This is a genomic window from Bartonella sp. MR100HLJHH (genome assembly GCF_042194215.1).
Lineage (GTDB): Bacteria > Pseudomonadota > Alphaproteobacteria > Rhizobiales > Rhizobiaceae > Bartonella > Bartonella grahamii.
This window is the reverse complement of the sequence record NZ_JBHIMR010000003.1, coordinates 95,513-116,415: the sequence shown is the minus strand read 5'-3', so window position 1 is coordinate 116,415 and position 20,903 is coordinate 95,513. Positions and strand designations below refer to the sequence as shown.

The window sequence follows — 20,903 nt, the reverse complement described above, 5'->3', positions numbered from 1 at the left end:
AATTCATACTTCATGTGATAAAGATTCTAATGAGTGAAGGTATATCCATGAAATCTGGAAATTCATGGTTTAACTTTGCCCTTTTAACATATAAAACTTCATTCGCTTCAAGTTCCATTGAAGCAAATGGACATGTGGTCTATTTGTATACAAAACCACATAACTTAAGAAAAAGTGATAACAATTTATTATGTAAATAAATTATAAAAGGTGGACGTTTTTTCTCAAAAATCGAAATGAAAATTAAACATCCTAAAATATTGAGAGTGGGACATTGTGAAGAGTTTGCGTAAAATAATTGATATCATTTTCATTGTAGTCGTTAGTTTTCTTGTCCATCTTACATCAGCACAAGCAATTGAGCCAGTTAAAATTTCTTCTCAGGATGCTGCTCTTGATCTCTCAAAAGCAATTGAAATTCACCATACAAACAGCTCTATTTTTCAAACAAGTACAGCGCCAGGACCAGATGGTATTGTATGGCGTATTGAAGTGCAGGCAAAAAATGAAAAATTTTCCGGAAATTGGGCAGTCTTTTCTCTTGCAAATCCAACAGATGAACAAGTCGATCGTCTCATCGTTGCCCCCCATTACCGCATGGCGCGTTCTGGATTTTTTTGGCCAGATCTTGGATCAGAAAGGATTCAATCCATAACGCCAAGCGAAGGGTTTTCCCTCGATCGTCAACTTAGTGCAAACTCTGACATCTTTCGTATTACCCTTAACCCTGGTGCTGTTGTTACATTTGTGGCCGAACTTAACTCTGCAAATCTACCGCAAATCTATTTATGGCAACCTGAAGCTTATAAAGATGCAATTAATTCTTATACGCTTTATCATGGTATTCTTCTTGGTATATCTGGTCTCTTAGCGCTTTTGTTAACTGTTCTCTTCGTCGTCCGTGGAACAGGGCTGTTTCCTGCAACAGCAGCTGTTGCTTGGGCTGTGCTTTTTTATATTGGTATTGACTTCAACTTTTTAAATAAATTCTTTGCAGTTACACTCACAACACAACCAATCTGGCGTGCTGGTACAGAAGTAGCACTTACTGCTACACTCTTCATTTTTCTTTTTACCTATCTCAGCCTTAACCGCTGGCATTATCATTTTAGTTACGGTGCTATCGCTTGGACCATTGCCTTTTGCAGTCTAGGAGCCTTTGCTATTTATGATCCAATCAGAGCAGCTGGAATTGCGCGTTTGTCTTTTGGTCTTACCGCTGTGCTTGGTATAATATTAATCATCTATTTCTCAATCAGAAGCTATGACCGCGCCATTATGCTTATCCCAACATGGTTGCTCATTAGCTTTTGGTGTGTTGGAGCCTATGCCTGCATAGCTGGATATTTAAACAATGATATTATCCAGCCAGCATTAGCGGGAGGATTAGTGCTCATTGTTCTTCTCATCAGCTTTACTGTCCTGCAACAAACTTTTTCTAATGACGCTTTCCATGAAGGAATATTTTCCGATCTTGAACAACAAGTACTCGCAGCAAAGGGAGCTGGAAATATTATTTGGGATTGGAATATTGAGCGTGACCGTATTGTTGTACATCCAAACATGGCAACCCTTTTTGGTACTGAAATTCATAACCTCAATGGACCTATGCGCAACTGGATTTCAGCCTTGCACCATGATGATCGTGAACGCTTTCAAGCCGTATTAGATATCATTCTTAAAAATAAAAAAGGGCGCATTGATCAAATTTTTCGGCTTTCTTCCGGTGGTGGTTATTATCATTGGTTTTCTCTTCGTGCACGTCCGGCTATGCAAAAAGATGGGAAAATCACACGTGTCATTGGAACCATTGTCAATATTACTAACCACAAAAAATCCGAAGAACGCTTATTGCATGATGCAATCCACGACAGCTTAACCGGCCTTCCTAACCAACAAATTTTCTTCGATAGACTACAAAATTATACCTCTTTGGCGAAAGCAAATATCAAAATTAGACCGACTGTCTTTATGATTGATTTTGACAATTTTCGCCAAATTAATCGCAAATTAGGCATAGCAGTTGGGGATACTGTACTGCTTATAATCGCACGTCGTTTAAACCGTCTCATTAATTTTCAAGACACCTTATCGCGCCTTTCAGCAGACCGCTTTGCAATTATTTTACTCAGTGAAACTGAACCACAAAAAATTGCAGCATTTGCAGATCATTTGCACAAAACAATTTCAGCACCTATTTCACTTTCAGAAAACAAAATAATCCTTTCAACGTCTATCGGATTGGTTACATGGAGTGAAAGCCGATCGACGGCTAAAGATATTTTTAATGATAGTGAATTAGCGATGATTCGTGCAAAACAAATGGGTGGAAACCATATTGAACCTTTTCGTCCTAATTTTCGCACTTTGGGTCTCGAACATAATACTCTGGAGAAAGATGTTCATTATGCCATAAAACGTAATGAGATAAAAATCCTCTACCATCCTATTCTTAATTTATCAGACGGACATATTATTGGTTTTGAAACAATTGTAGAATGGCATCATCCCACTTATGGAAATTTAAATGTCTCTGATTTCATAAAAATCGTAGAAAACGAACAAATTGTTATGAATTTGTCACAATTTATCATCGATAATGCCATTATCGATCTTATAAATGTACAAGAAAAGTTTTCCCAACAATCTTTCTTTATTTCAATTAATTTACCAAGCGCAGAAATGATTCATCCTCGTTTTATCAGTCAATTGCGCGCCGCTTTGCTTCGTCATCCGCTCCACAAAGGACGTTTGATGATTGAAATATCTGAATTTGTCTTAAGAAATAATCCTGAACAATCAGCGCACTTTCTCGAACAAATTAAAACACTTGGAATGAATCTCGCACTCGATAATTTTGGAACAGGTTATTCGTCTCTGACCTATCTCGTACGTTATCCATTTGATATGGTTAAACTTGATCGTTCACTTATTTCAATCGACTCCCTTAAGAAGAAAATTGTTCTCAAGTCTATCATTAATATGGCAACAGATCTTAATTTGCAAATTATCGCAGAAGGTGTTGAAAATGAAAAAGAAGCGATCTTCCTCCGTCAAGAAGGCTGTAAATATGTTCAAAGCACACTTGTAACGAAACCGATTGCCATAGAAGAATTAATTACGCTCGTTCAGAGCCATTTCCCTTATAAAGTAAAAACATAAGGGATAAAATAACGTGTAAAGTTAAAAAGCTTAGAAAAAACTCTATGCATGTCCCATTTCAGAAGCAAGATAAGTTGGATCGATACCCATGCGTGTTAAACTTTTATCATACTTGCAGCTTAAATCGCTTTCAAAAAGAAAACTAGGTGATGTAGAACTGATTAGCCAACCATTTGTAGAAATTTCTGCCTCAAGTTGCCCCGCTTTCCATCCAGCATAACCTAATGCTACCAGTGCATGTTGCGGACCTTGTTCGCAACTGATCGCTTTTAATATATCAATTGTCGCAGTAAAACAGACCTTATCTGCAATAAAAACAGTTTCTTCACAAGCATAATCATCTGAATGAAGGACAAAACCACGCGAAGGATCAACAGGACCACCATAGCGAACTGGAAACTGTTTTATTGGTTCAGAAAGACTTTTTTTTTGGCCACTGTCTATGACTCCCAAGTGAAGCAAAAGCTCTGGAAAATCAATATGATGCAATTGATTGAGAATAATGCCCATCGCACCGGCATCAGAATGCGCGCAAATGTAAATAACAGAACGAATAAAGCGTTTGTCATTCATCCCAGGCATTGCTATGAGTAATTGTCCACCTAAAAAGCCATTACACCGCTTCATTAATTTGTTATTCTCCATAATTTACATGATAAAAGTTTGTTCATTTAGTACACTAGGAAAATAAAACTCCAATGAAAAAAAGTCATATATTTACAAATTTACAAAATATCGCAACTTTCTTTTATAAAAATCTTTTAGTTACTTTAAGCTTAACATTCATAGTTTTAGAATTACTTAACATTCCTGTAAATGCTCAAAAAGGACAAAAACTCCAGCTTTTCGCAACATCTTGGTATGAATCAGATGGTGGTCGTATCCGATTAGCGATCACCGAACCTTCTCTTTCTGGAATAAGAGAAGGCATTATTGAGATTGTGCTTAAACCAGGATGGAAAACTTACTGGCGTAATCCAGGTAATTCTGGCATGGCACCGTTTTTTAATTTCAACCAACAGGTTTCTTATGAAATCTTTTATCCTACCCCACAGCTTTTTGAAACAGAAAATGATTGGTCATTAGGCTATAAAGATAAAGTAATATTGCCCTTCAATCTTTCTGGTTCAAGCAAAAATTTAAGTGGTGCTTTCACTCTTGGATTATGTAATAAAATCTGTCTTCCATTTACTGTTAACTTTGATTTTTCGCCATCTGCTCTTAAAAATAAACATCTTCCTGCTTCCTTCTTAAAAAATGCCCAAGATTCTTTGCCCCGCATGATGCAGAATGCACTAAAAATAAGTGCCGAAAAAAATAACAGTACCCTTCTTATAAAAATACAAAATAACAACAAAACCACTCCTTCCTCTCTCTTTTTAGATGGAGGAGAAATGCAAATTGGAGCAGCAAAAAAAGTCAGTGATAACGCAGAATATACACTCTTCAGTGCTCCACTCTATTTCGCTCCAGAAGAAATAAACCAAAAAATTTTTTATACAGTTTCTTTTAAAGATTACGCCTTAAGTGGAACATTCATATTCCATACGCAGCCAACCCCTCTTGTGACTCCGTAATAAAAGAAAAAAGCTATCAAACAGCAATTATGCTGTAAAATGTCCATTTTCGCGATATTGAGTAATTGCTTTGCGAGCAAGGGCATCTGCGCGTTCATTTTCTGGATGTCCCGCATGCCCTTTTACCCAGTGCCATCTGACTGTATGACAAGAACAAGCATCCTCAAGAGCTTGCCATAGCTCCATATTTTTAACAGGCTTTTTTGATGCGGTGCGCCAATTATTCTTTTTCCAATCTTCAATCCACTTAGATATACCGTTACGCACATAAACTGAGTCTGTATAAAGGTCGACCAAACAGGGCTCTTTAAGCGCCTTTAATGCACAAATTGCCGCCATGATTTCCATTTGATTGTTTGTCGTATGGACCTTACCGCCATAAAGCTCACGTTCATGACCATTCCAGCGTAAAATTGCTCCCCATCCTCCAATTCCAGGGTTCCCTGAGCAAGCACCATCTGTATAAATTTCAACGACTTTTTGTTGAGTTGCCATAAAATTTAAAAACCTAATTCACTTAGCGAATTTACATTACTGAAAAAACAAAGCTTGTGCCAATACTCCCATGGATCTTTCTTAATAACAAAGCTATTAGGCGGTGTATTAAACCAATCATAAAGACGTGTGAGTAAGAAACGTAAAGACGCACCACGAGCTAACAAAACAATCTTGTCCAATTCTAAAGGGATCAATGGTCTTATTTTTTGATAATTTTCCAATAACTTACGTGCTTTGGCCAGATTATAGGAATGATCAGGCTCAAAGCACCAAGCATTTAAACAGATCGCTAAATCATAAGCAAAAAAGTCATTACAAGCAAAATAGAAATCTATCATCCCAGAAAGACGATGATTCACAAAAAAGACGTTATCATTAAATAAATCTGCATGGATAATGCCTATTGGTAAATTGAGCGGCCAATTTTCCTGTAAAAAAGCCAATTCAAACTCAATTTTTTGTCCAAATTCTTTTAATAATGCATCTTCTTTTGTTTGACAACGTTGCCACAATACCTGCCAATCCATAACAGAAAGAGTATTTTTACGACTGAGTGTAAAATCCTGTCCTGCTAAATGTAATTGTGCGAGCCCCGTCCCCACTTCACCACAATGATCTATAGTGGGCTGGCGGACCCACTCTCCTTCCAGAAAAGTAATAATAGCAGCAGGGCGTCCTGCTAATTCACAGATCATCATTCCATCATTTTGAATAACAGGTTGAGGACAAGGAATTCCACGCTGTCCTAAATGCTGCATCAAGCGACAAAAAAAAGGTAAATCATCTTTTGAAATACGTTTTTCATAAAGTGTTAAAATAAATCGCCCTTGTGTTGTCTCTAACATAAAATTAGAATTTTCAATCCCCTCCTCTATACCTTGATAAGACAAAAGTGACCCTATTGCATAACGTGTTAAAAACACTTTTAAATCATTTGAATGAATATCTGTATAAACGGCCATTATTCTGCTTTCGTTGTAGACATGTCTGTATTCTGATTTTCATTTTTTGCATTATTTGCTTGACCATTGACGAAAGCCATATCTTGAGACGTTAAAATGACGTCACGTAATTCGCGACTCACTAAAAATTTTTCCGTTTCTACCGCTGTTTCAGCTAATTCTATTGTGACATCATAACGCTCACGAAACGCTGAAATAATTTCATCAATAATAATTTCAGGAGCCGAAGCCCCTGCTGAAAGACTGACAATAGAAAGAGCTTTTAGGTTTTCAAAATTAATTTCATCAGCGCGCTGAACTAAAATAGCTTGCCGCGCACCAGACTTTTCGGCAACCTCTACTAAACGTCGTGAATTAGAAGAATTTGGCGCTCCAACAATCAAAAACAAATCACTCCCCTTTGCTGCTGCCTTAACCGCATCTTGTCGATTCGTTGTAGCATAGCAAATTGACTCAGCCGCTGGGGCCGCTAATGTAGGGAAACGTTGTTGTAATATATCGAGAATTCCTGCAGTATCTTCAACAGAAAGCGTTGTTTGTGTAACAAATCCTAATTTATCTGGATCATTGGGTTGGTAATGCAAAGCATCTTCTATCGTTTCAATAAGCGTCACAGCCCCTTCTTCAAGCTGTCCCATTGTCCCTATCACCTCAGGATGACCAGCATGACCAATCAATATAACATGACGACCATGACGTTGATGTCGTATCGCTTGTTTATGAACTTTCGAGACCAACGGACATGTTGCATCGAGATAAAACAAATTATAGCATCGTGCTTCTTCTGAAACAGATTTTGGTACACCATGAGCAGAAAAAACAACCGGTTGATTGCGATGTTCTTCTGGAATCTCATCAAGTTCTTCAACAAAAACGGCTCCCCGTTGTTGTAATCCCTCAACCACGTAGCGGTTGTGTACAATTTCATGACGAACATATACTGGAACACCATATTTTTTTAATGCAAGGAGAACAATCTGGATAGCACGATCAACCCCTGCACAAAATCCACGTGGACCACAAAGACGTATCGTTAAAGGGGGAAGTCCAGACATAAATCATCCTTAATCTCTACAGTTTTAGCTATATATTCAAACAACCTATCGTTATACACGAATAAGCAATGTAAAAAAACTGGCAATACCATCTTTTGCATAAGAACACACTCTATCGTGTTTTCTTACAATATGTTCTTGCAACAAAGCTCTTTTAAAATTTGTTCTTTCATTTTACGCGACTAAAGAGCGATAAAATACCAAACAAGAGATTCAATCAAAAGAACTCCAAAGATAGCTGCCAAATAAAGTAATGAAAAGAAAAACAGTTTTTTTGCCATCAAAATAGTTTCATTATGTGTATCAGCTTTCCACAAACGATAGGCAAAATAAACAAAGATAATGCTTAAAATTGTTGAAAAAATACCATAAAAAATTCCACCAAGACCAGTAAAGCAAGGAGCAGCTGCGCATAATGCCATCAAAATAGTATAAAATAAAATCTGTTTTTTTGTTGAATGTTCACCTCGTACATTAGGCATCATAGGGATACCTGCTGCCTCATAATCAAGAGATGAAAATAAAGAAAGAGACCAAAAATGAGGGGGGGTCCACATAAAAATGATTAAAAATAATAAAAAGCTATCAATACTCACTGTCCCTGTTGTCACGGCCCATCCAATCATTGGTGGAAAAGCCCCAGAAGCACCACCAATAACAATATTTTGTGGTGTGATACGCTTTAACCAAATTGTATAGATAACAACATAAAAGAAAATCGTAAACGCAAGAAAAAATGCCGCAAACCAATTAATGAAGCTCCCCATAACCAATACCGAAAGCATAGAAAGAACCATGCCAAAAATAAATGCTTTTCGGGAACTGATTTTACCCATAGGAATAGGACGCTTTTTGGTCCGTTCCATCACGGCATCAATGTCAGCATCATACCACATATTCAGTGCTCCCGCACCGCCACCACCGATAGCAATACATAAAATCGCTAAAAAACCATACAACGGATTGATAGGAACAGGCGATACAAGCAAACCAACCAGAGCCGTAAAGACCACAAGAGACATAACACGTGGCTTTAATAACGTGATATAATCACCAATACCGGATTTTGGTGGCGTTGATTTACCATTCACAACCGATAACTCTCCTGAAACTGACATTCCGCTCAAAGCCCTTTTCCATTTCTGTCATTCACAAACCAATATTATCTGACAAATATTATCTAGCGTATGGAAATGATCAATTAAGACCAATCGTATTTTTGAGAAAATATGAAATACCTCGTTCGCACGTATCCCCTAAAAATAGATGGAAATATTGGCAACAAAAATACATTTTTTCAATCAACATTCTCTCCTACATTACAAATGTATCATAAAAATATATCCTATGGATTAATATATTTGGGTAAATACTGATTTTGTGTTATAGTTTTTATGTGGGGAATTCATTTTTTTATGTAAATCTATGCATGGTTGTGTGTGTGTTGAGTCGGATAGGATTTTCTGTGATACTTCATAAATTACTCAAAAAAAGTTTTTTTATTGGTGCTGTTCTTTACACACTTTATAGTAGTTTTATCAATCATGCATTTGCACAAACACCCTATGCGCAAAATGTCCCTGCTCCACAAACCTATGGTGCATGGACAAAAGTTTGTGCTCTACCGCCAGGTACACCTAACATGCAGTGTGAAGTTGTACAAAACGTTCATACACAAGGTCGTCATGATATTACCTTGCGTGTTACATTTTATAAACTTCCTCAAAAGCAAGGTGCTTTGATGCGTGTTTTTGTTCCAATTCGCGTTGAATTACGTCCTGGCGTTGGAATTAAAATTGACGATAAAAATATGGGCAGAATGGAATATCGTCGTTGTCTTGGTGATAATTGTGTTGCTGAAGCCTTTCTTAAAGAAGACATATTGCAGCTCTTTTTAAAAGGAAAAATGGCAACCTATTTTATTTTTACAACTCCTGAACAAGGGATTGGAGGTTTCGTTGACCTTCATGGTCTTGCCGACGCCTATACAACCTTACCTACATGAATGAAATCGATACACTTTAGACGATTAAAATCTCATTGTATATTTTGAAAGCTTCTTAAATTAGATTAATAAAAATCTTCTAAGTCCCCATAAAAATAGGATAATTCTTATGAAATCGCTGATTGATCATTTTGATATTACTTCCTCTAAAGTGCAATCACTTGTACAAGAAACGCTTCATCATGCTGATGACGGTGAGCTTTACCTTGAGTATACAGAAAGCGAAGCTCTTTTATTTGATAATGGACAGCTTAAAAACGGCTCTTTCCATCAAGATATGGGATTTGGTCTGCGTGTCGTTGCTGGAGAAGCTACCGGATATGCATATTCTAGTGAATTATCAGCTGCTGCACTCAAACGTGCCAGTGAAGCAGCTAAAGCTATTACCTATAATAATCATGCAGGGACTTATAGCATAGCACCTCAACAAACAAACAAGAGACTTTATCAACCGCATAATCCCCTTGATGCTCCATCATTTGAAGAAAAAAGTGCTCTTTTGCAAAAAATTGATGCCTATTTACGTGCTAAAAATGATAAATTGCATCAAGTGACTGCTTCTCTTTCCGGCTCGCTACAACATGTTGAAATTTTACGTGCAGATGGTTATTTGGTTCGTGATATTCGTCCCCTTGTGCGGCTTTCTATATCTGTAGTCGCAGCTGAAGGCAATCGACGTGAAAATGGTTTTTATGGATGTGGAGGGCGACAAGCATTTGACCAATTTATTCATGAAGACAATTGGAAAAAAGCTGCGGATGAAGCCTTACGTATGGCTTTAACAAATTTAGAAGCAGAAGCAGCACCTGCAGGATCTTTTGATGTTGTCTTAGCCAATGGATGGCCTGGCGTTATGCTCCATGAAGCCGTAGGTCATGGTTTAGAAGGTGACTTTAACCGTAAAAAAACATCCGCTTTTGCTGGACTTTTAGGACAACAAGTTGCGGCAAAAGGTGTTACAGTTGTTGATGATGGAACAATTCCACAATGCCGTGGTTCTCTCACTGTCGACGATGAGGGGACCCCTTCAGGATATAACGTCCTTATTGAAGATGGAAAGCTCGTTGGTTTTATGCAAGACAGGCTTAATGCACGGCTTATGGGAGGTAAATCAACTGGGAATGGACGGCGTGAATCTTATGCTCATGCACCAATGCCACGAATGACCAATACAATCATGCTAGGAGGAGATAAAACACCTGAAGAAATCCTTTCTTCACTCAAACATGGTATCTATGCTGTTTCATTTGGTGGAGGACAAGTTGATATTACTTCTGGAAAATTCGTCTTTGAATGTACTGAAGCATACCGAGTAGAAAATGGTAAAATTGTAGCACCAATCAAAGGCGCAACTCTTATTGGAAATGGACCGGATGCTATGAAACGTATTACAATGATTGGTAATGATAGTAAACTTGATAATGGTATCGGTCTCTGTGGAAAAGCTGGCCAAAATGTCCCTGTTGGTGTTGGTCAACCTCATCTTCGAATCAATAATATGACAATCGGTGGAACTGCGCTTATAAAGGAATAAGCGTTCTCATTCCTTCCCAATATTGCCTCCTTCTCGTCTATCACGACCACTTTGTGAGGGGGGGGGTACAATGCGTTGATTTATAAAGATAATCTATCGTTTTTCATATTGAATTAGAACCTTGAATTCCATAAGATTCTCTCATTTCAAATCTGTTCCATGTTGAATCAATCAAAATCTTTCGTTTGTACGTTACAGGTGGGGGGAGTTATATGAATAAAAACTGTAAAAGACAGGACCAAAGATTCCTCTTATGTCCCCTCTCAAGTACCAAGAGTTGTAGAAACATTGAGAGATGGCAAATATAACACTAGCACCGGCTTGTTCAGATACATCTTCTTCGTAATACATTAGTCTTTTGTGTGGGATAATTTACCTTTTATATTTCATAATAAAAAAGTTTAAAATAAAAAACACTTTCTACATTCAGTGCTCTTAATTCAACGAGCAAAAGGTTATTATTATAGAGAAATTTTGGAGAGATTTTTATAATAATACTCAAGTAAACTTTTAAAAAAGTCTTCATGGCATTAAAAAATTTTAGGCTAAAGCTTCCAAGCTTTCTTTTTTTTCTTTTTGCTCAAAACAGCAACAATTTCGACATGTGGTGACCATAAAAATTGATCAATCGGTATGATTTTTTCTACTGTATACCCCCCTGCAACAAGAAGAGATAAATCACGAGCAAATGTAGTAGGATTACAGGAAATTGCCACAACACGTGATACTGTTGTCTTCGCTAATTCACGTACTTGTTGCTCTGCACCAGCACGGGGAGGATCAAAAACAACACTCTCAAAACACTCAAGTTCCTTTACAGAAAGGGGATGTCGGAAAAGATCACGTTTTTCACAAGTGACCGTTTTTAAACCAGTTGCAAAACGTGCTGCTGTATTTAGATTTCTTAATGCATCTTCATTATCTTCTACTGCATGAACATTCATCTTTTTTGCCATACGCAAGGTAAATGTTCCTATCCCTGAAAACAAATCAACAGCATTCTTTGCTTTTTGTAAATGAGTCAAAATAATATTGCCCATTATATTTTCAGCTTCGCAAGTTGCTTGAAGAAAACCACCAGAAGGAAATTCAACACGGACATCTCCAAAGTAAATCTCTGGTTTTTCTCGTTCAACCAAAACTTCACCGTCAACAGATAAACGTATAATCCCATATGAAAGAGCAGCACTGATCATTTTCTGACGAAGTGATTCATGGTGTACAATGCAACCGCTTAAAGCAACATCTAAACCATTTTCAACACGTGTTATTGTAACATGAAACCGTTTGGCAGAGCTGCTTAGAAAAGCACAGAGCTCTCTAATATTATGCAACTGAGAAATAAGCTCTGGACGGCTTACTGGACATTCCTCAAGAGCTACAATCTCATGAGAGAGATAACGGTTAAAACCAACTTTTTGCCCCTGTGGGGTCATAGATGCTGTTAGAGTAATCCGCCGTCGGCTATAAGGTTTACATTCTATTAAAGGCGCAACAACATTATTAAGTCCATACTTTTTAAGCGCATCAACAACCAATTGTTGTTTCCATACGCGATAAGCATCCATATGCCAATGCTGAAGAGTACACCCTCCACATTCTCCAAAATGCTGACAAAGAGTATCAATGCGTTCTAATGATTTTTCTTTTAATGCTATACATGTTGCATATTTTCCATGAACAGTAATTTCAGCACACTCTCCTGGTAAAGTAAAAGGAACATAAACGAAGCCGTGAGACGTCCTAGAAGTACCATACCCATTTGCTCCGATATGGTCGATTATGACATTGTCACTCACTCTTGTTTTTCTCCGAATAGTAAATATTCCACGTTGCCATCACCACCTGTAATAGGGGAAGAAATTAAACCTTTTGCACTCCACCCTGTTTGTGTATTTAACCAAACAAAAAGCGCCTCAGCAGTTTCTTTAGCTATTGATGGATTTAATATTCCCCTCTTGCTAAAGCGTTTACGACCAACCTCAAACTGAGGCTTTACCAGTAAAACAGCTTGGGCACCCTTCTTGGCTAAAGACAAAACGGGAGGCAATGCAAGTTTGAGAGAAATAAAGCTAACATCTGAAACGATAAGATCAATTTCTCGCCCACCTAAATGTTTATGTTGAAAATCTCTAACATTCAAGCCTTCTAATAACGTTATAGCACTGTTGCCCAATAAACGTTTATCAAATTGATGATGCCCAACATCAACGGCAATTACATGAGCCGATCCACGCTCTAAGAGAACTTGTGTAAAACCACCTGTTGATGCACCAACATCAATGGCCGTCACTTTATCTGTTATAATCGGAAATGCATCAAGTGCAGCAATCAATTTTAACGCTGCCCGAGAAACATAATTCTGCGCTGGATCACAAACAGCAATCTCTGCATCATCAAAAACGATTTGCCCAGCTTTAAAAACGATTTCGCCGTTAACTTTAACAGTTTGACGCATAACAGCATCACGTGCGCGTGAACGTGTCGTAAAAAAGTTTTTTTCAACTAAGAGAATATCGAGCCTTTTTCTGGCAGCCATATCATACTCGAATTTTTTATCCTGTTCGAATCTCGCGGCCTAAAGCAGCAAAAACCGTGTTGACAATACCCATAGCATCAAGTCCGATACGTGAAAGAACTTTTTCTGGTGCACCATGATTCAAATACTCATCAGGAAGTTTTAGTGTACGAGCTTTCAAACCATGCTCTAAGAGCCCTTCTTGCGCTAAAAATTGTAATATGTGCGCTCCAAAACCACCGATTGCCCCTTCTTCAATTGTCACCAATACTTCATGCTCACGTGCCAAACGACACATCAAATCCTTATCTAAAGGTTTCGCAAACCGTGCATCTGCAACCGTCGTAGATAATCTTTCAGCCTCCAATGCATCAGCAGCTTGTAACACTTCTGACATCCGCGTTCCAAAACAAACCAAAGCGATCCTATTTCCTTCACGCAGAACACGCCCTTTTCCAATTTCTAATAACTCACCACGTTGCGGTAAATCTATACCAATGCCCTCACCACGTGGATAACGAAAAGAAATTGGTCCCTGATCATAAGCTGCAGCTGTACGCACCATATGCATCAGTTCAAGCTCATCAGAAGGTGCCATAACAACAAACCTAGGAAGAGTGGACAAAAAAACAATATCAAAACTTCCAGCATGTGTTGCACCATCTGCCCCCACAAAACCTGCACGGTCAATAGCAAAACGTACCGGTAATTTTTGAATTGATACATCATGAATAATTTGATCATAAGCACGCTGTAAAAAAGTAGAATAAATTGCAACAAAAGGCTTGTACCCTTCACAAGCAAGTCCTGCCGCAAAAGTTACGGCATGTTGCTCAGCGATACCAACATCAAACATTTTTTCAGGAAATTTTTTCGCAAAAGAATCAAGACCTGTCCCTGTTGGCATCGCTGCTGTTATGCCAACAATCTTATCATCATGGCGAGCTTCTTCTATTAAAGCTTTAGAAAATACCTTGGTATAGGGTAGAATATTACTTGATGCTTTAACCTGTTTTCCTGTCGTGACATCAAAACGATTAACACCATGATATTTATCAGGTGAGGCTTCTGCAGGTGGATATCCCTTTCCCTTATGTGTGACAACATGCACCAAAACAGGACCACTAGGATATTCACGAACATTTTTTAAAACAGGCAATAAATGCCCCAAATTGTGCCCATCTATGGGGCCAAGGTAATAAAAGCCAAGCTCATCAAATAAAGTTCCCCCAACCAAAAGTCCACGCGCAAATTCCTCTGAACGACGCGCCTTATCCAAAAAAAACTTTGGCAATTTTTCGCTCAACATCTTTACGCGTTCACGCAAATGACGATAAGAAGGACGAGATACTAATCGTGCAAGATGTGCACTCATAGCACCTGTAGGTGGTGCGATAGACATATCGTTATCATTAAGAACAACAATCAAGCGTGCATCCAAAGCACCAGCATTGTTCATTGCTTCATAAGCCATGCCCGCAGACATTGCACCATCACCGATGACAGCTATGATATTGCGTCTTGTCTCTGCTTTCAAAGCACTTGCCACCGCCATGCCAAGCCCCGCTGAAATAGAAGTAGACGAATGACCCGCTCCAAATGGATCATACACACTTTCTGAACGTTTTGTAAAACCTGATAATCCGCCCTCTTGACGTAATGTGCGAATTTTTTCTCTACGCCCCGTTAAAATCTTGTGTGGATAGGTTTGATGACCAACATCCCAAATAATCCTATCCTCTGGTGTATTAAAAATATAATGTAATGCAACAGTGAGCTCAACAACACCAAGTCCCGCCCCAAGATGACCACCTGTTACAGAAACCGCATCAATTGTTGCAGTCCGCAACTCATCAGCCAACTGTACCAAATCAGACTCAGGCAATGCCCGCAAATCTTGCGGAAAACGAACACTGTCAAGCAATGGTGTTAAGACCTGAGACAAAAAAAAACCTTTCTATTATCTTAACTCAAGAAAACGCAACGATAAAAATATATCTTCTCTACTCTTATTTACAGTTTTGCATCTTTTTTACTGAAAAATGTTCTTTTCTATTTGAGATGAGCTATAATTTCCTCATTTTTTACTTATTTTATAAAAAAGAAATCAATCGATTTAATTTTCTATAAAAAAGGTTATTATATCTCCTCGTTTCACAATAAATATCCAAAATATTTAATATTATTTAGCATCAAGTGGTTCTACTCCTTCTGGAGAACCGTCTTCTGAAAGCTGTATTTTTTCAACTTTAGCTTCAGCAACTCTTAAGAGTTTTTCACAATGCTTTTTAAGCGCTTCACCGCGTTCATAAATATCAATGGATTGTTCCAAAGGTACATCGCCACGTTCCAAATTTTCGACAATAACTTCAAGTTGCTTAAGCGCTTGCTCAAAGCTTAAGGTCGTAATATCCCCCTCTTGTATCTCTTTTTTCATATGAACCTCAAAAAATATCTGTTCTGGATATACGAATTCCAAAACCTTCTAAACCTACATAATGATGCTCTTTAGCAGCATAAACAATAACAGAGCCTATTCCTAGATATTTTAAAATTTGTGATCCTAAACCAATTTTGCGCCATTCTTCTTCGCGTTCAATTGCCTGCACATGGTTTTCTGAACTGTCTCTTGCCATATTTTGAATATCAATAGTTGATTGCATAACAGATCCTTTACGCAAATAAATAAATACGCCACGTTTTTCTTTTTCCATCATACGCCGCATCACCACCATAATATCTGAAGATTGACAAAAAACGTCATTTATAATGTTTTCATGATGTAAATACACAGGAATATCCTCACCCTCACGGACATCACCAAAAACAATTGCAATATGCTGAACGGCTTCCCAAGGGAATTGATAACTTTGAACAATAGCGGGACCTACAGATGTTTCAATAGGCATTTCTCCAACATGCTTGATCAATATTTCCTTACGTTGGCGGTAAGCAATTAAATCTGCAACCGTTATCATATGTAACCGATGTTCTTGTGCAAATTTCATGATCTGATCGCCATGTTTAACGCTGCCATCATCATTGACCAACTCACCAATAACACCAACTGGTGGCAAACCAGCTAATTTACATAAATCAACAGCGGCCTCCGTGTGACCTGAACGCATGAGCACCCCCCCTTCATGCGCAATCAAAGGAAAAATATGTCCTGGACGGACAAAATCGTGAGCACCAGCATTTGGATTAGCAAGATTACGAACTGCCAATGTGCGGTCATGTGCAGAAATACCCGTTGTTATCCCATGTTTAAAATCCACAGTAACAGTAAATTGCGTCCCATGTGCAGAGTTATTATCTGGTACCATAGGAGCAAGATTAAACCGTTGTGCTTCTTTTTTTGGCATAGGTGTACACACAATACCTGTTGTGTGACGAAGAATAAACGCCATCTTTTCTTCTGTACAATGCGCTGCAGCAACAGTTAAATCACCCTCATTTTCACGGTCATCATCATCTGTCACCACAACAATTTCACCGCGTTCAAAAGCTTTAAGTGCAGAAACAATTTTTTTTTCATCATACGCCATTGTTCACCTTTTCAATCACCCAATTTGACCGCGATGTCTTAGATAATGGTCAGCAATAGCACAAGCAACCATCGCTTCACCAACAGGAACGGCACGAATCCCAACACATGGATCATGACGTCCCTTCGTTATAACATCTATATCATGACCATCAACATCAATGGAGCGACGAGGCGTTAAAATTGATGAAGTAGGCTTTACAGCAAAACGTGCAACTATTGGCTGTCCACTCGATATTCCCCCTAAAATACCACCAGCATGATTGGATAAAAAAAGCGGTTTTCCATCATTTCCCATTCGCATTTCATCGGCATTTTCTTCTCCCCTCAGGCGGGCTGCCGCAAAACCATCACCAATTTCCACACCTTTTACCGCATTAATCGACATAAGTAACGATGCAATATCTTGATCAAGCTTTGCATAAATAGGGGCTCCTAAACCTGCCGGAACATTTTCTGCAACGATCTCAACAACCGCACCAACAGATGTTCCCTCTTTACGGAGTTTACTGATATAATCACTAAAAATGGGAACCATCTCTGCATCAGCTGTAAAAAAAGGATTATTATCAACCTCTGACCAATCCCACCGATCACGATTAATATTATGAGGACCAATTGCTATCACTGCTCCTCGTACAATCAAACCAGGAACGATTTTACGAGCAAATGCACCAGCTGCAACACGTGCTGCCGTCTCCCGTGCTGAAGCACGTCCCCCACCTCGAAAATCACGAATGCCATATTTAATATCATAAGTATAATCCGCATGTCCTGGACGATACTGATGAGCAATCGAGCTATAATCCTTCGAACGCTGATCTGTGTTTCGAATCAACAGAGAAATTGGTGTACCTGTCGTCACCAATGTTGTCCCATCGTCTTGAACAACAACTCCTGAAAGGACCTCTACTTCATCTGGTTCTCGGCGCTGCGTTGTATATTTTGATTGTCCTGGTTTGCGTTTATCAAGATAAGCTTGAACTTCTGCAAGAGTAAAAATAATTCCAGGTGGACAACCATCAATGACACAACCAAGAGCAGCACCATGACTTTCACCCCATGTTGTTACACGAAACAAATGACCAAATGTATTATGCGACATGAAAAAAGATCCGTTTCTCTGTCAAATATATACAACGACAACGTATGTTGTGTGCTATAAAAAAGGTAGCTCTTTGCTCCCAAATACCCTTAGCCACTTTAAAGTTGGTCAAATTACTGCTGTCCAATAAAATCCTATAAACCAAACTTTATTCTTTAACGACAGAAATGTCTGGTGCATCAACTGCTTTCATACCTATGATATTATAACCCGAATCGACATGATGGACTTCACCGGTAACAGAACGAGACAAATCTGAAAGAAAATAAAGCGCAGAATCACCAACCTCTTCAATTGTTACCGTACGACGTAATGGAGCATTATATTCATTCCATTTTAAAATATAACGAAAATCACCAATACCAGAAGCCGCTAACGTTTTAATTGGTCCAGCAGATATAGCATTAACACGAATATTTTGAGGACCTAAATCTACCGCTAAATATTTCACGCTCGCTTCAAGAGCTGCTTTGGCAACCCCCATTACATTATAATTGGGAACAACCTTTTCTGCACCATAATAGGTCAGTGTCAAGATTGACCCACCATCTGGCATCAATTTCTCTGCACGCTTCGTTAGAGCTGTTAGGGAATAAACGGAAATATTCATGGTCATCATAAAATTTGATTCGCTGATATCAATATAACGACCACTTAATTCGTCTTTATCAGAAAAACCAATAGCATGAACTAAAAAATCGAGTTTTCCCCATTTCTTCTCTATTTCTCTAAAGACCGTATCAATAGAGACACTGTCAGAAACATCACAATGTCCACAAACAAACCCCTTTAATTCTTCAGCCAAAGGCTCAACACGCTTTTTCATTGCTTCACCTTGATAGGTAAAAGCAAGCTCTGCCCCTGCGCTACTTGCCGCTTTAGCGATTCCCCAAGCGATGGAGCGATTATTGGCCAACCCCAAAATTAAACCACGCTTACCGTACAATAAACCATTACCCTTAGCCATCAGCACTGCCCCATTGTTACTTAAAATTAATATTATTCATCTGCCTATGACACAGGTCAACTTTTTCTTCAAGCAATTGGTTTAAAATCAAACAAAAACTACGCTTTTGTATATAAAAAATTTTAAAATTAATCTTGTTGCATTTGCAAAAACTGTTCTAGCGCGGCATTTTCACCTTCCGGCAACATAATGCGAACATGCACATAAAGATCATCTCTTGTACCATTTTTTAAACGAAGCCCTTTTCCTTTCAACCGTAAAACGCGATCAGAACTTGACCAAGCAGGAATCGTTAAAACCACACGTCCCTCCAACGTCTCAACTTCTTCTTTTGCTCCCAAAACAGCATGTTTAAGAGAAACTGGTAAATCAAGATGAAGTGCTCTTCCTTCAACCCGAAAACGAGGATGTTTTTGAATCTGAATGGTTATCAACGCATCTCCTGCTTGCCCGAGAGGTACCTCTTCTCCCTGACCTTTTAAACGAATAGTCTGTCCGTCTTCAATATAATCTGGAAGTTTAATTTTTAACTTTTTTCCATTTGGAAAAACAGCTTCCACCTTTTCTGCGCCAACCATCTGCTCTAATGTTATGGCAAGATTAGCACGAACATGTGCTCCTTGTTGGGGACGGTTATAGTGTGTGGAATTCGAAAAGCTACTACCTCCTCCAAACAGATCCCGAAAAATATCACTCGCATCAAAACCTGCACCACCTGAAGAGGAAAAATCAAATCCCTTTGCTCTTCCTGAAAAGGGATTTTGTTTATTGCTAAAATTTTCACCAGTACCATAAGCTTGATAAAGCGGTTTTCCTTCCATATCAATTTCACCGCGGTCAAATTGTGCCTTTTTATCCTTATCACCTATAATTTCATAAGCTTGATTAATTTCAGCAAATTTTTCTTTAGCCTTTGTATCATCTTTATTATGGTCTGGATGATACTTCTTTGCTAATCTTCTAAATGCCGATTTAATCTCTTGCGATTTTGCGGTACGTGCCACACCCAGAATCGTGTAGGGATCACGCATATTGCCCTCTTTTCAATTTTTTCGTTTTCAAAATATCAACTGATCCGTTGCTCAATATCCCTTATATCTTCATCAGTCTATTCTAGAGAATAATTTCTTCTTTCCTTTTTATATGTCTATCAATAAACTAAAATACCAGATAAAATGAGACATTTATTTAATATAGCTCATTGTAGCCTATGCTAAAGTAAAAATAATTAAACTACCATAGAAATACACAATAGCATTGGCTTTTTGATGATAAAGTAAATGAGAAAATGCCTCGCCCATGCTCACTGATATTTGGAGAAACTATGAGCAACAAAATACCAACAGATGATCATTTTATGAAAATGCAAAAACCTTTTGAACTTTTCGCAAAGTGGCTTGAAGAGGCAACGATAAGTGAAATAAATGATCCAAATGCTATGGCATTAGCAACAGTTGACGAAACAGGACTCCCTAATGTTCGTATGGTTCTCCTCAAAGACTACAGTCCCCAAGGCTTCGTCTTCTATACCAATTATGAAAGCTGTAAAGGACAAGAAATTTTAAAATCAATGAAAGCATCTTTAGGTTTTCATTGGAAATCGCTCCGTCGTCAGGTCCGAATTAGAGGAATTGTTGAAAAAGTAAGTCAACAGGAAGCCGATGCCTATTTCCAATCGCGACCACGTGGTAGTCGAATTGGTGCATGGGCATCTAAACAATCTCAACCTTTAGACAATCGTTTTGTGCTCGAAAAAGCAATTGCTCAATATACTGCGCGTTATGCTCTAGGCAATATTCCACGACCACCTTATTGGTCTGGGTTTCGTGTTAAACCCCTTTCTATAGAGTTCTGGTGCGATCGCCCATTTCGTTTACATGATCGTCTGCTTTTTACACGCGATTGTGTTGAACACAGCGATTGGAAAAGACAAAAACTTTATCCCTAATCCTTCAAACTTCATCGTTATAAAG

18 protein-coding genes are annotated in these 20,903 nt (G+C 38.4%); 5 read left to right on the top strand and 13 right to left on the bottom strand.

What is annotated here, in order from left to right; translation table 11 throughout:
- Positions 1–276 precede the first annotated feature (276 nt).
- The gene (locus ACFIJ7_RS02970) at positions 277–3,162 is read left to right on the top strand and encodes an EAL domain-containing protein (RefSeq protein WP_375644570.1); all 2,886 of its coding nucleotides are present in this window, start codon (positions 277–279) and stop codon (positions 3,160–3,162) included.
- Between the two features lie 42 nt (positions 3,163–3,204).
- On the opposite strand, the gene ACFIJ7_RS02965 is transcribed toward ACFIJ7_RS02970, so the two are convergent.
- Positions 3,205–3,789: a YqgE/AlgH family protein gene (locus ACFIJ7_RS02965; RefSeq protein WP_012754832.1), complete on the bottom strand. Its 585-nt coding sequence runs from the start codon at positions 3,787–3,789 to the stop codon at positions 3,205–3,207.
- A gap of 71 nt (positions 3,790–3,860) precedes the next feature.
- Between ACFIJ7_RS02965 and ACFIJ7_RS02960 the strand changes: the two genes are divergently transcribed.
- Positions 3,861–4,739: a protein-disulfide reductase DsbD domain-containing protein gene (locus ACFIJ7_RS02960; RefSeq protein ID WP_375635764.1), complete on the top strand. Its 879-nt coding sequence runs from the start codon at positions 3,861–3,863 to the stop codon at positions 4,737–4,739.
- Between the two features lie 27 nt (positions 4,740–4,766).
- On the opposite strand, the gene rnhA is transcribed toward ACFIJ7_RS02960, so the two are convergent.
- The 4 genes from rnhA to cyoE all read right to left on the bottom strand — a co-directional run bounded on the left by rnhA (position 4,767) and on the right by cyoE (position 8,372).
- Entirely contained in the window at positions 4,767–5,234 is a 468-nt protein-coding gene (gene rnhA, locus ACFIJ7_RS02955; RefSeq protein WP_375635765.1) for a ribonuclease HI, read from the bottom strand.
- A gap of 5 nt (positions 5,235–5,239) precedes the next feature.
- The gene (locus tag ACFIJ7_RS02950) at positions 5,240–6,199 is read right to left on the bottom strand and encodes a homoserine kinase (protein WP_375635766.1); all 960 of its coding nucleotides are present in this window, start codon (positions 6,197–6,199) and stop codon (positions 5,240–5,242) included.
- On the bottom strand, positions 6,199–7,254 hold the full coding sequence (gene ispH, locus ACFIJ7_RS02945) for a 4-hydroxy-3-methylbut-2-enyl diphosphate reductase (protein ID WP_375635767.1): 1,056 nt from the start codon (positions 7,252–7,254) through the stop codon (positions 6,199–6,201). The genes ACFIJ7_RS02950 and ispH overlap by 1 nt, the downstream gene beginning before the upstream one ends.
- Before the next feature lie 182 nt (positions 7,255–7,436).
- Positions 7,437–8,372, bottom strand: coding sequence for a heme o synthase (gene cyoE, locus ACFIJ7_RS02940; RefSeq protein ID WP_375635768.1), 936 nt, complete (start codon positions 8,370–8,372; stop codon positions 7,437–7,439).
- Between the two features lie 311 nt (positions 8,373–8,683).
- Here cyoE and ACFIJ7_RS02935 point away from each other — a divergent pair, with 311 nt between their 5' ends.
- Both ACFIJ7_RS02935 and tldD read left to right on the top strand, forming a co-directional pair.
- Positions 8,684–9,259, top strand: coding sequence for an invasion associated locus B family protein (locus ACFIJ7_RS02935; protein WP_375644569.1), 576 nt, complete (start codon positions 8,684–8,686; stop codon positions 9,257–9,259).
- A gap of 109 nt (positions 9,260–9,368) precedes the next feature.
- Entirely contained in the window at positions 9,369–10,793 is a 1,425-nt protein-coding gene (gene tldD, locus ACFIJ7_RS02930; RefSeq protein WP_375644568.1) for a metalloprotease TldD, read from the top strand.
- A gap of 545 nt (positions 10,794–11,338) precedes the next feature.
- On the opposite strand, the gene ACFIJ7_RS02925 is transcribed toward tldD, so the two are convergent.
- The 8 genes from ACFIJ7_RS02925 to ACFIJ7_RS02890 all read right to left on the bottom strand — a co-directional run bounded on the left by ACFIJ7_RS02925 (position 11,339) and on the right by ACFIJ7_RS02890 (position 19,961).
- The gene (locus tag ACFIJ7_RS02925; RefSeq protein WP_375644567.1) at positions 11,339–12,592 is read right to left on the bottom strand and encodes a class I SAM-dependent RNA methyltransferase; all 1,254 of its coding nucleotides are present in this window, start codon (positions 12,590–12,592) and stop codon (positions 11,339–11,341) included.
- Positions 12,589–13,332 (bottom strand): TlyA family RNA methyltransferase, encoded by a 744-nt coding sequence (locus tag ACFIJ7_RS02920; protein WP_375644566.1) that lies wholly within the window; start codon positions 13,330–13,332, stop codon positions 12,589–12,591. The genes ACFIJ7_RS02925 and ACFIJ7_RS02920 overlap by 4 nt, the downstream gene beginning before the upstream one ends.
- A gap of 16 nt (positions 13,333–13,348) precedes the next feature.
- Positions 13,349–15,256, bottom strand: a complete 1,908-nt coding sequence (dxs, locus tag ACFIJ7_RS02915) for a 1-deoxy-D-xylulose-5-phosphate synthase (protein WP_375644565.1) — start codon at positions 15,254–15,256, stop codon at positions 13,349–13,351.
- A gap of 237 nt (positions 15,257–15,493) precedes the next feature.
- Positions 15,494–15,748 (bottom strand): exodeoxyribonuclease VII small subunit, encoded by a 255-nt coding sequence (locus tag ACFIJ7_RS02910; RefSeq protein ID WP_273787907.1) that lies wholly within the window; start codon positions 15,746–15,748, stop codon positions 15,494–15,496.
- Between the two features lie 7 nt (positions 15,749–15,755).
- On the bottom strand, positions 15,756–16,859 hold the full coding sequence (gene ribB, locus ACFIJ7_RS02905; RefSeq protein ID WP_375644564.1) for a 3,4-dihydroxy-2-butanone-4-phosphate synthase: 1,104 nt from the start codon (positions 16,857–16,859) through the stop codon (positions 15,756–15,758).
- Positions 16,860–16,874: 15 nt separating this feature from the next.
- On the bottom strand, positions 16,875–17,963 hold the full coding sequence (gene aroC / locus ACFIJ7_RS02900) for a chorismate synthase (RefSeq protein WP_375644563.1): 1,089 nt from the start codon (positions 17,961–17,963) through the stop codon (positions 16,875–16,877).
- A gap of 148 nt (positions 17,964–18,111) precedes the next feature.
- Complete coding sequence (gene fabI, locus ACFIJ7_RS02895; protein WP_273787904.1) at positions 18,112–18,930, bottom strand: enoyl-ACP reductase FabI; 819 nt, start codon at positions 18,928–18,930, stop codon at positions 18,112–18,114.
- A 128-nt stretch (positions 18,931–19,058) separates the two neighbouring features.
- Positions 19,059–19,961, bottom strand: a complete 903-nt coding sequence (locus tag ACFIJ7_RS02890; protein ID WP_012754817.1) for a DnaJ C-terminal domain-containing protein — start codon at positions 19,959–19,961, stop codon at positions 19,059–19,061.
- 293 nt (positions 19,962–20,254) lie between these two features.
- Here ACFIJ7_RS02890 and pdxH point away from each other — a divergent pair, with 293 nt between their 5' ends.
- Positions 20,255–20,878 carry a pyridoxamine 5'-phosphate oxidase gene (pdxH, locus tag ACFIJ7_RS02885; protein WP_273787902.1) on the top strand — a complete coding sequence of 208 codons (624 nt, stop codon included), beginning with the start codon at positions 20,255–20,257 and terminating at the stop codon, positions 20,876–20,878.
- The last annotated feature ends 25 nt before the right edge of the window (positions 20,879–20,903 follow it).

Excerpts from the sequence above, each read along its gene's own strand:
- ACFIJ7_RS02910 (WP_273787907.1), bottom strand. The coding sequence starts at position 15,748 with ATGAAAAAAGAGATACAAGAGGGGGATATTACGACCTTAAGCTTTGAG.
- tldD (WP_375644568.1), top strand. The coding sequence starts at position 9,369 with ATGAAATCGCTGATTGATCATTTTGATATTACTTCCTCTAAAGTGCAA.
- fabI (WP_273787904.1), bottom strand. The coding sequence starts at position 18,930 with ATGGCTAAGGGTAATGGTTTATTGTACGGTAAGCGTGGTTTAATTTTG.
- ACFIJ7_RS02935 (WP_375644569.1), top strand. The coding sequence starts at position 8,684 with ATGGTTGTGTGTGTGTTGAGTCGGATAGGATTTTCTGTGATACTTCAT.
- cyoE (WP_375635768.1), bottom strand. The coding sequence starts at position 8,372 with ATGTCAGTTTCAGGAGAGTTATCGGTTGTGAATGGTAAATCAACGCCA.
- ACFIJ7_RS02890 (WP_012754817.1), bottom strand. The coding sequence starts at position 19,961 with ATGCGTGATCCCTACACGATTCTGGGTGTGGCACGTACCGCAAAATCG.
- pdxH (WP_273787902.1), top strand. The coding sequence starts at position 20,255 with ATGAGCAACAAAATACCAACAGATGATCATTTTATGAAAATGCAAAAA.
- ACFIJ7_RS02920 (WP_375644566.1), bottom strand. The coding sequence starts at position 13,332 with ATGGCTGCCAGAAAAAGGCTCGATATTCTCTTAGTTGAAAAAAACTTT.
- rnhA (WP_375635765.1), bottom strand. The coding sequence starts at position 5,234 with ATGGCAACTCAACAAAAAGTCGTTGAAATTTATACAGATGGTGCTTGC.
- ACFIJ7_RS02950 (WP_375635766.1), bottom strand. The coding sequence starts at position 6,199 with ATGGCCGTTTATACAGATATTCATTCAAATGATTTAAAAGTGTTTTTA.
- ACFIJ7_RS02960 (WP_375635764.1), top strand. The coding sequence starts at position 3,861 with ATGAAAAAAAGTCATATATTTACAAATTTACAAAATATCGCAACTTTC.
- ribB (WP_375644564.1), bottom strand. The coding sequence starts at position 16,859 with ATGGCGTATGATGAAAAAAAAATTGTTTCTGCACTTAAAGCTTTTGAA.
- ispH (WP_375635767.1), bottom strand. The coding sequence starts at position 7,254 with ATGTCTGGACTTCCCCCTTTAACGATACGTCTTTGTGGTCCACGTGGA.
- aroC (WP_375644563.1), bottom strand. The coding sequence starts at position 17,963 with ATGTCGCATAATACATTTGGTCATTTGTTTCGTGTAACAACATGGGGT.
- ACFIJ7_RS02965 (WP_012754832.1), bottom strand. The coding sequence starts at position 3,789 with ATGAAGCGGTGTAATGGCTTTTTAGGTGGACAATTACTCATAGCAATG.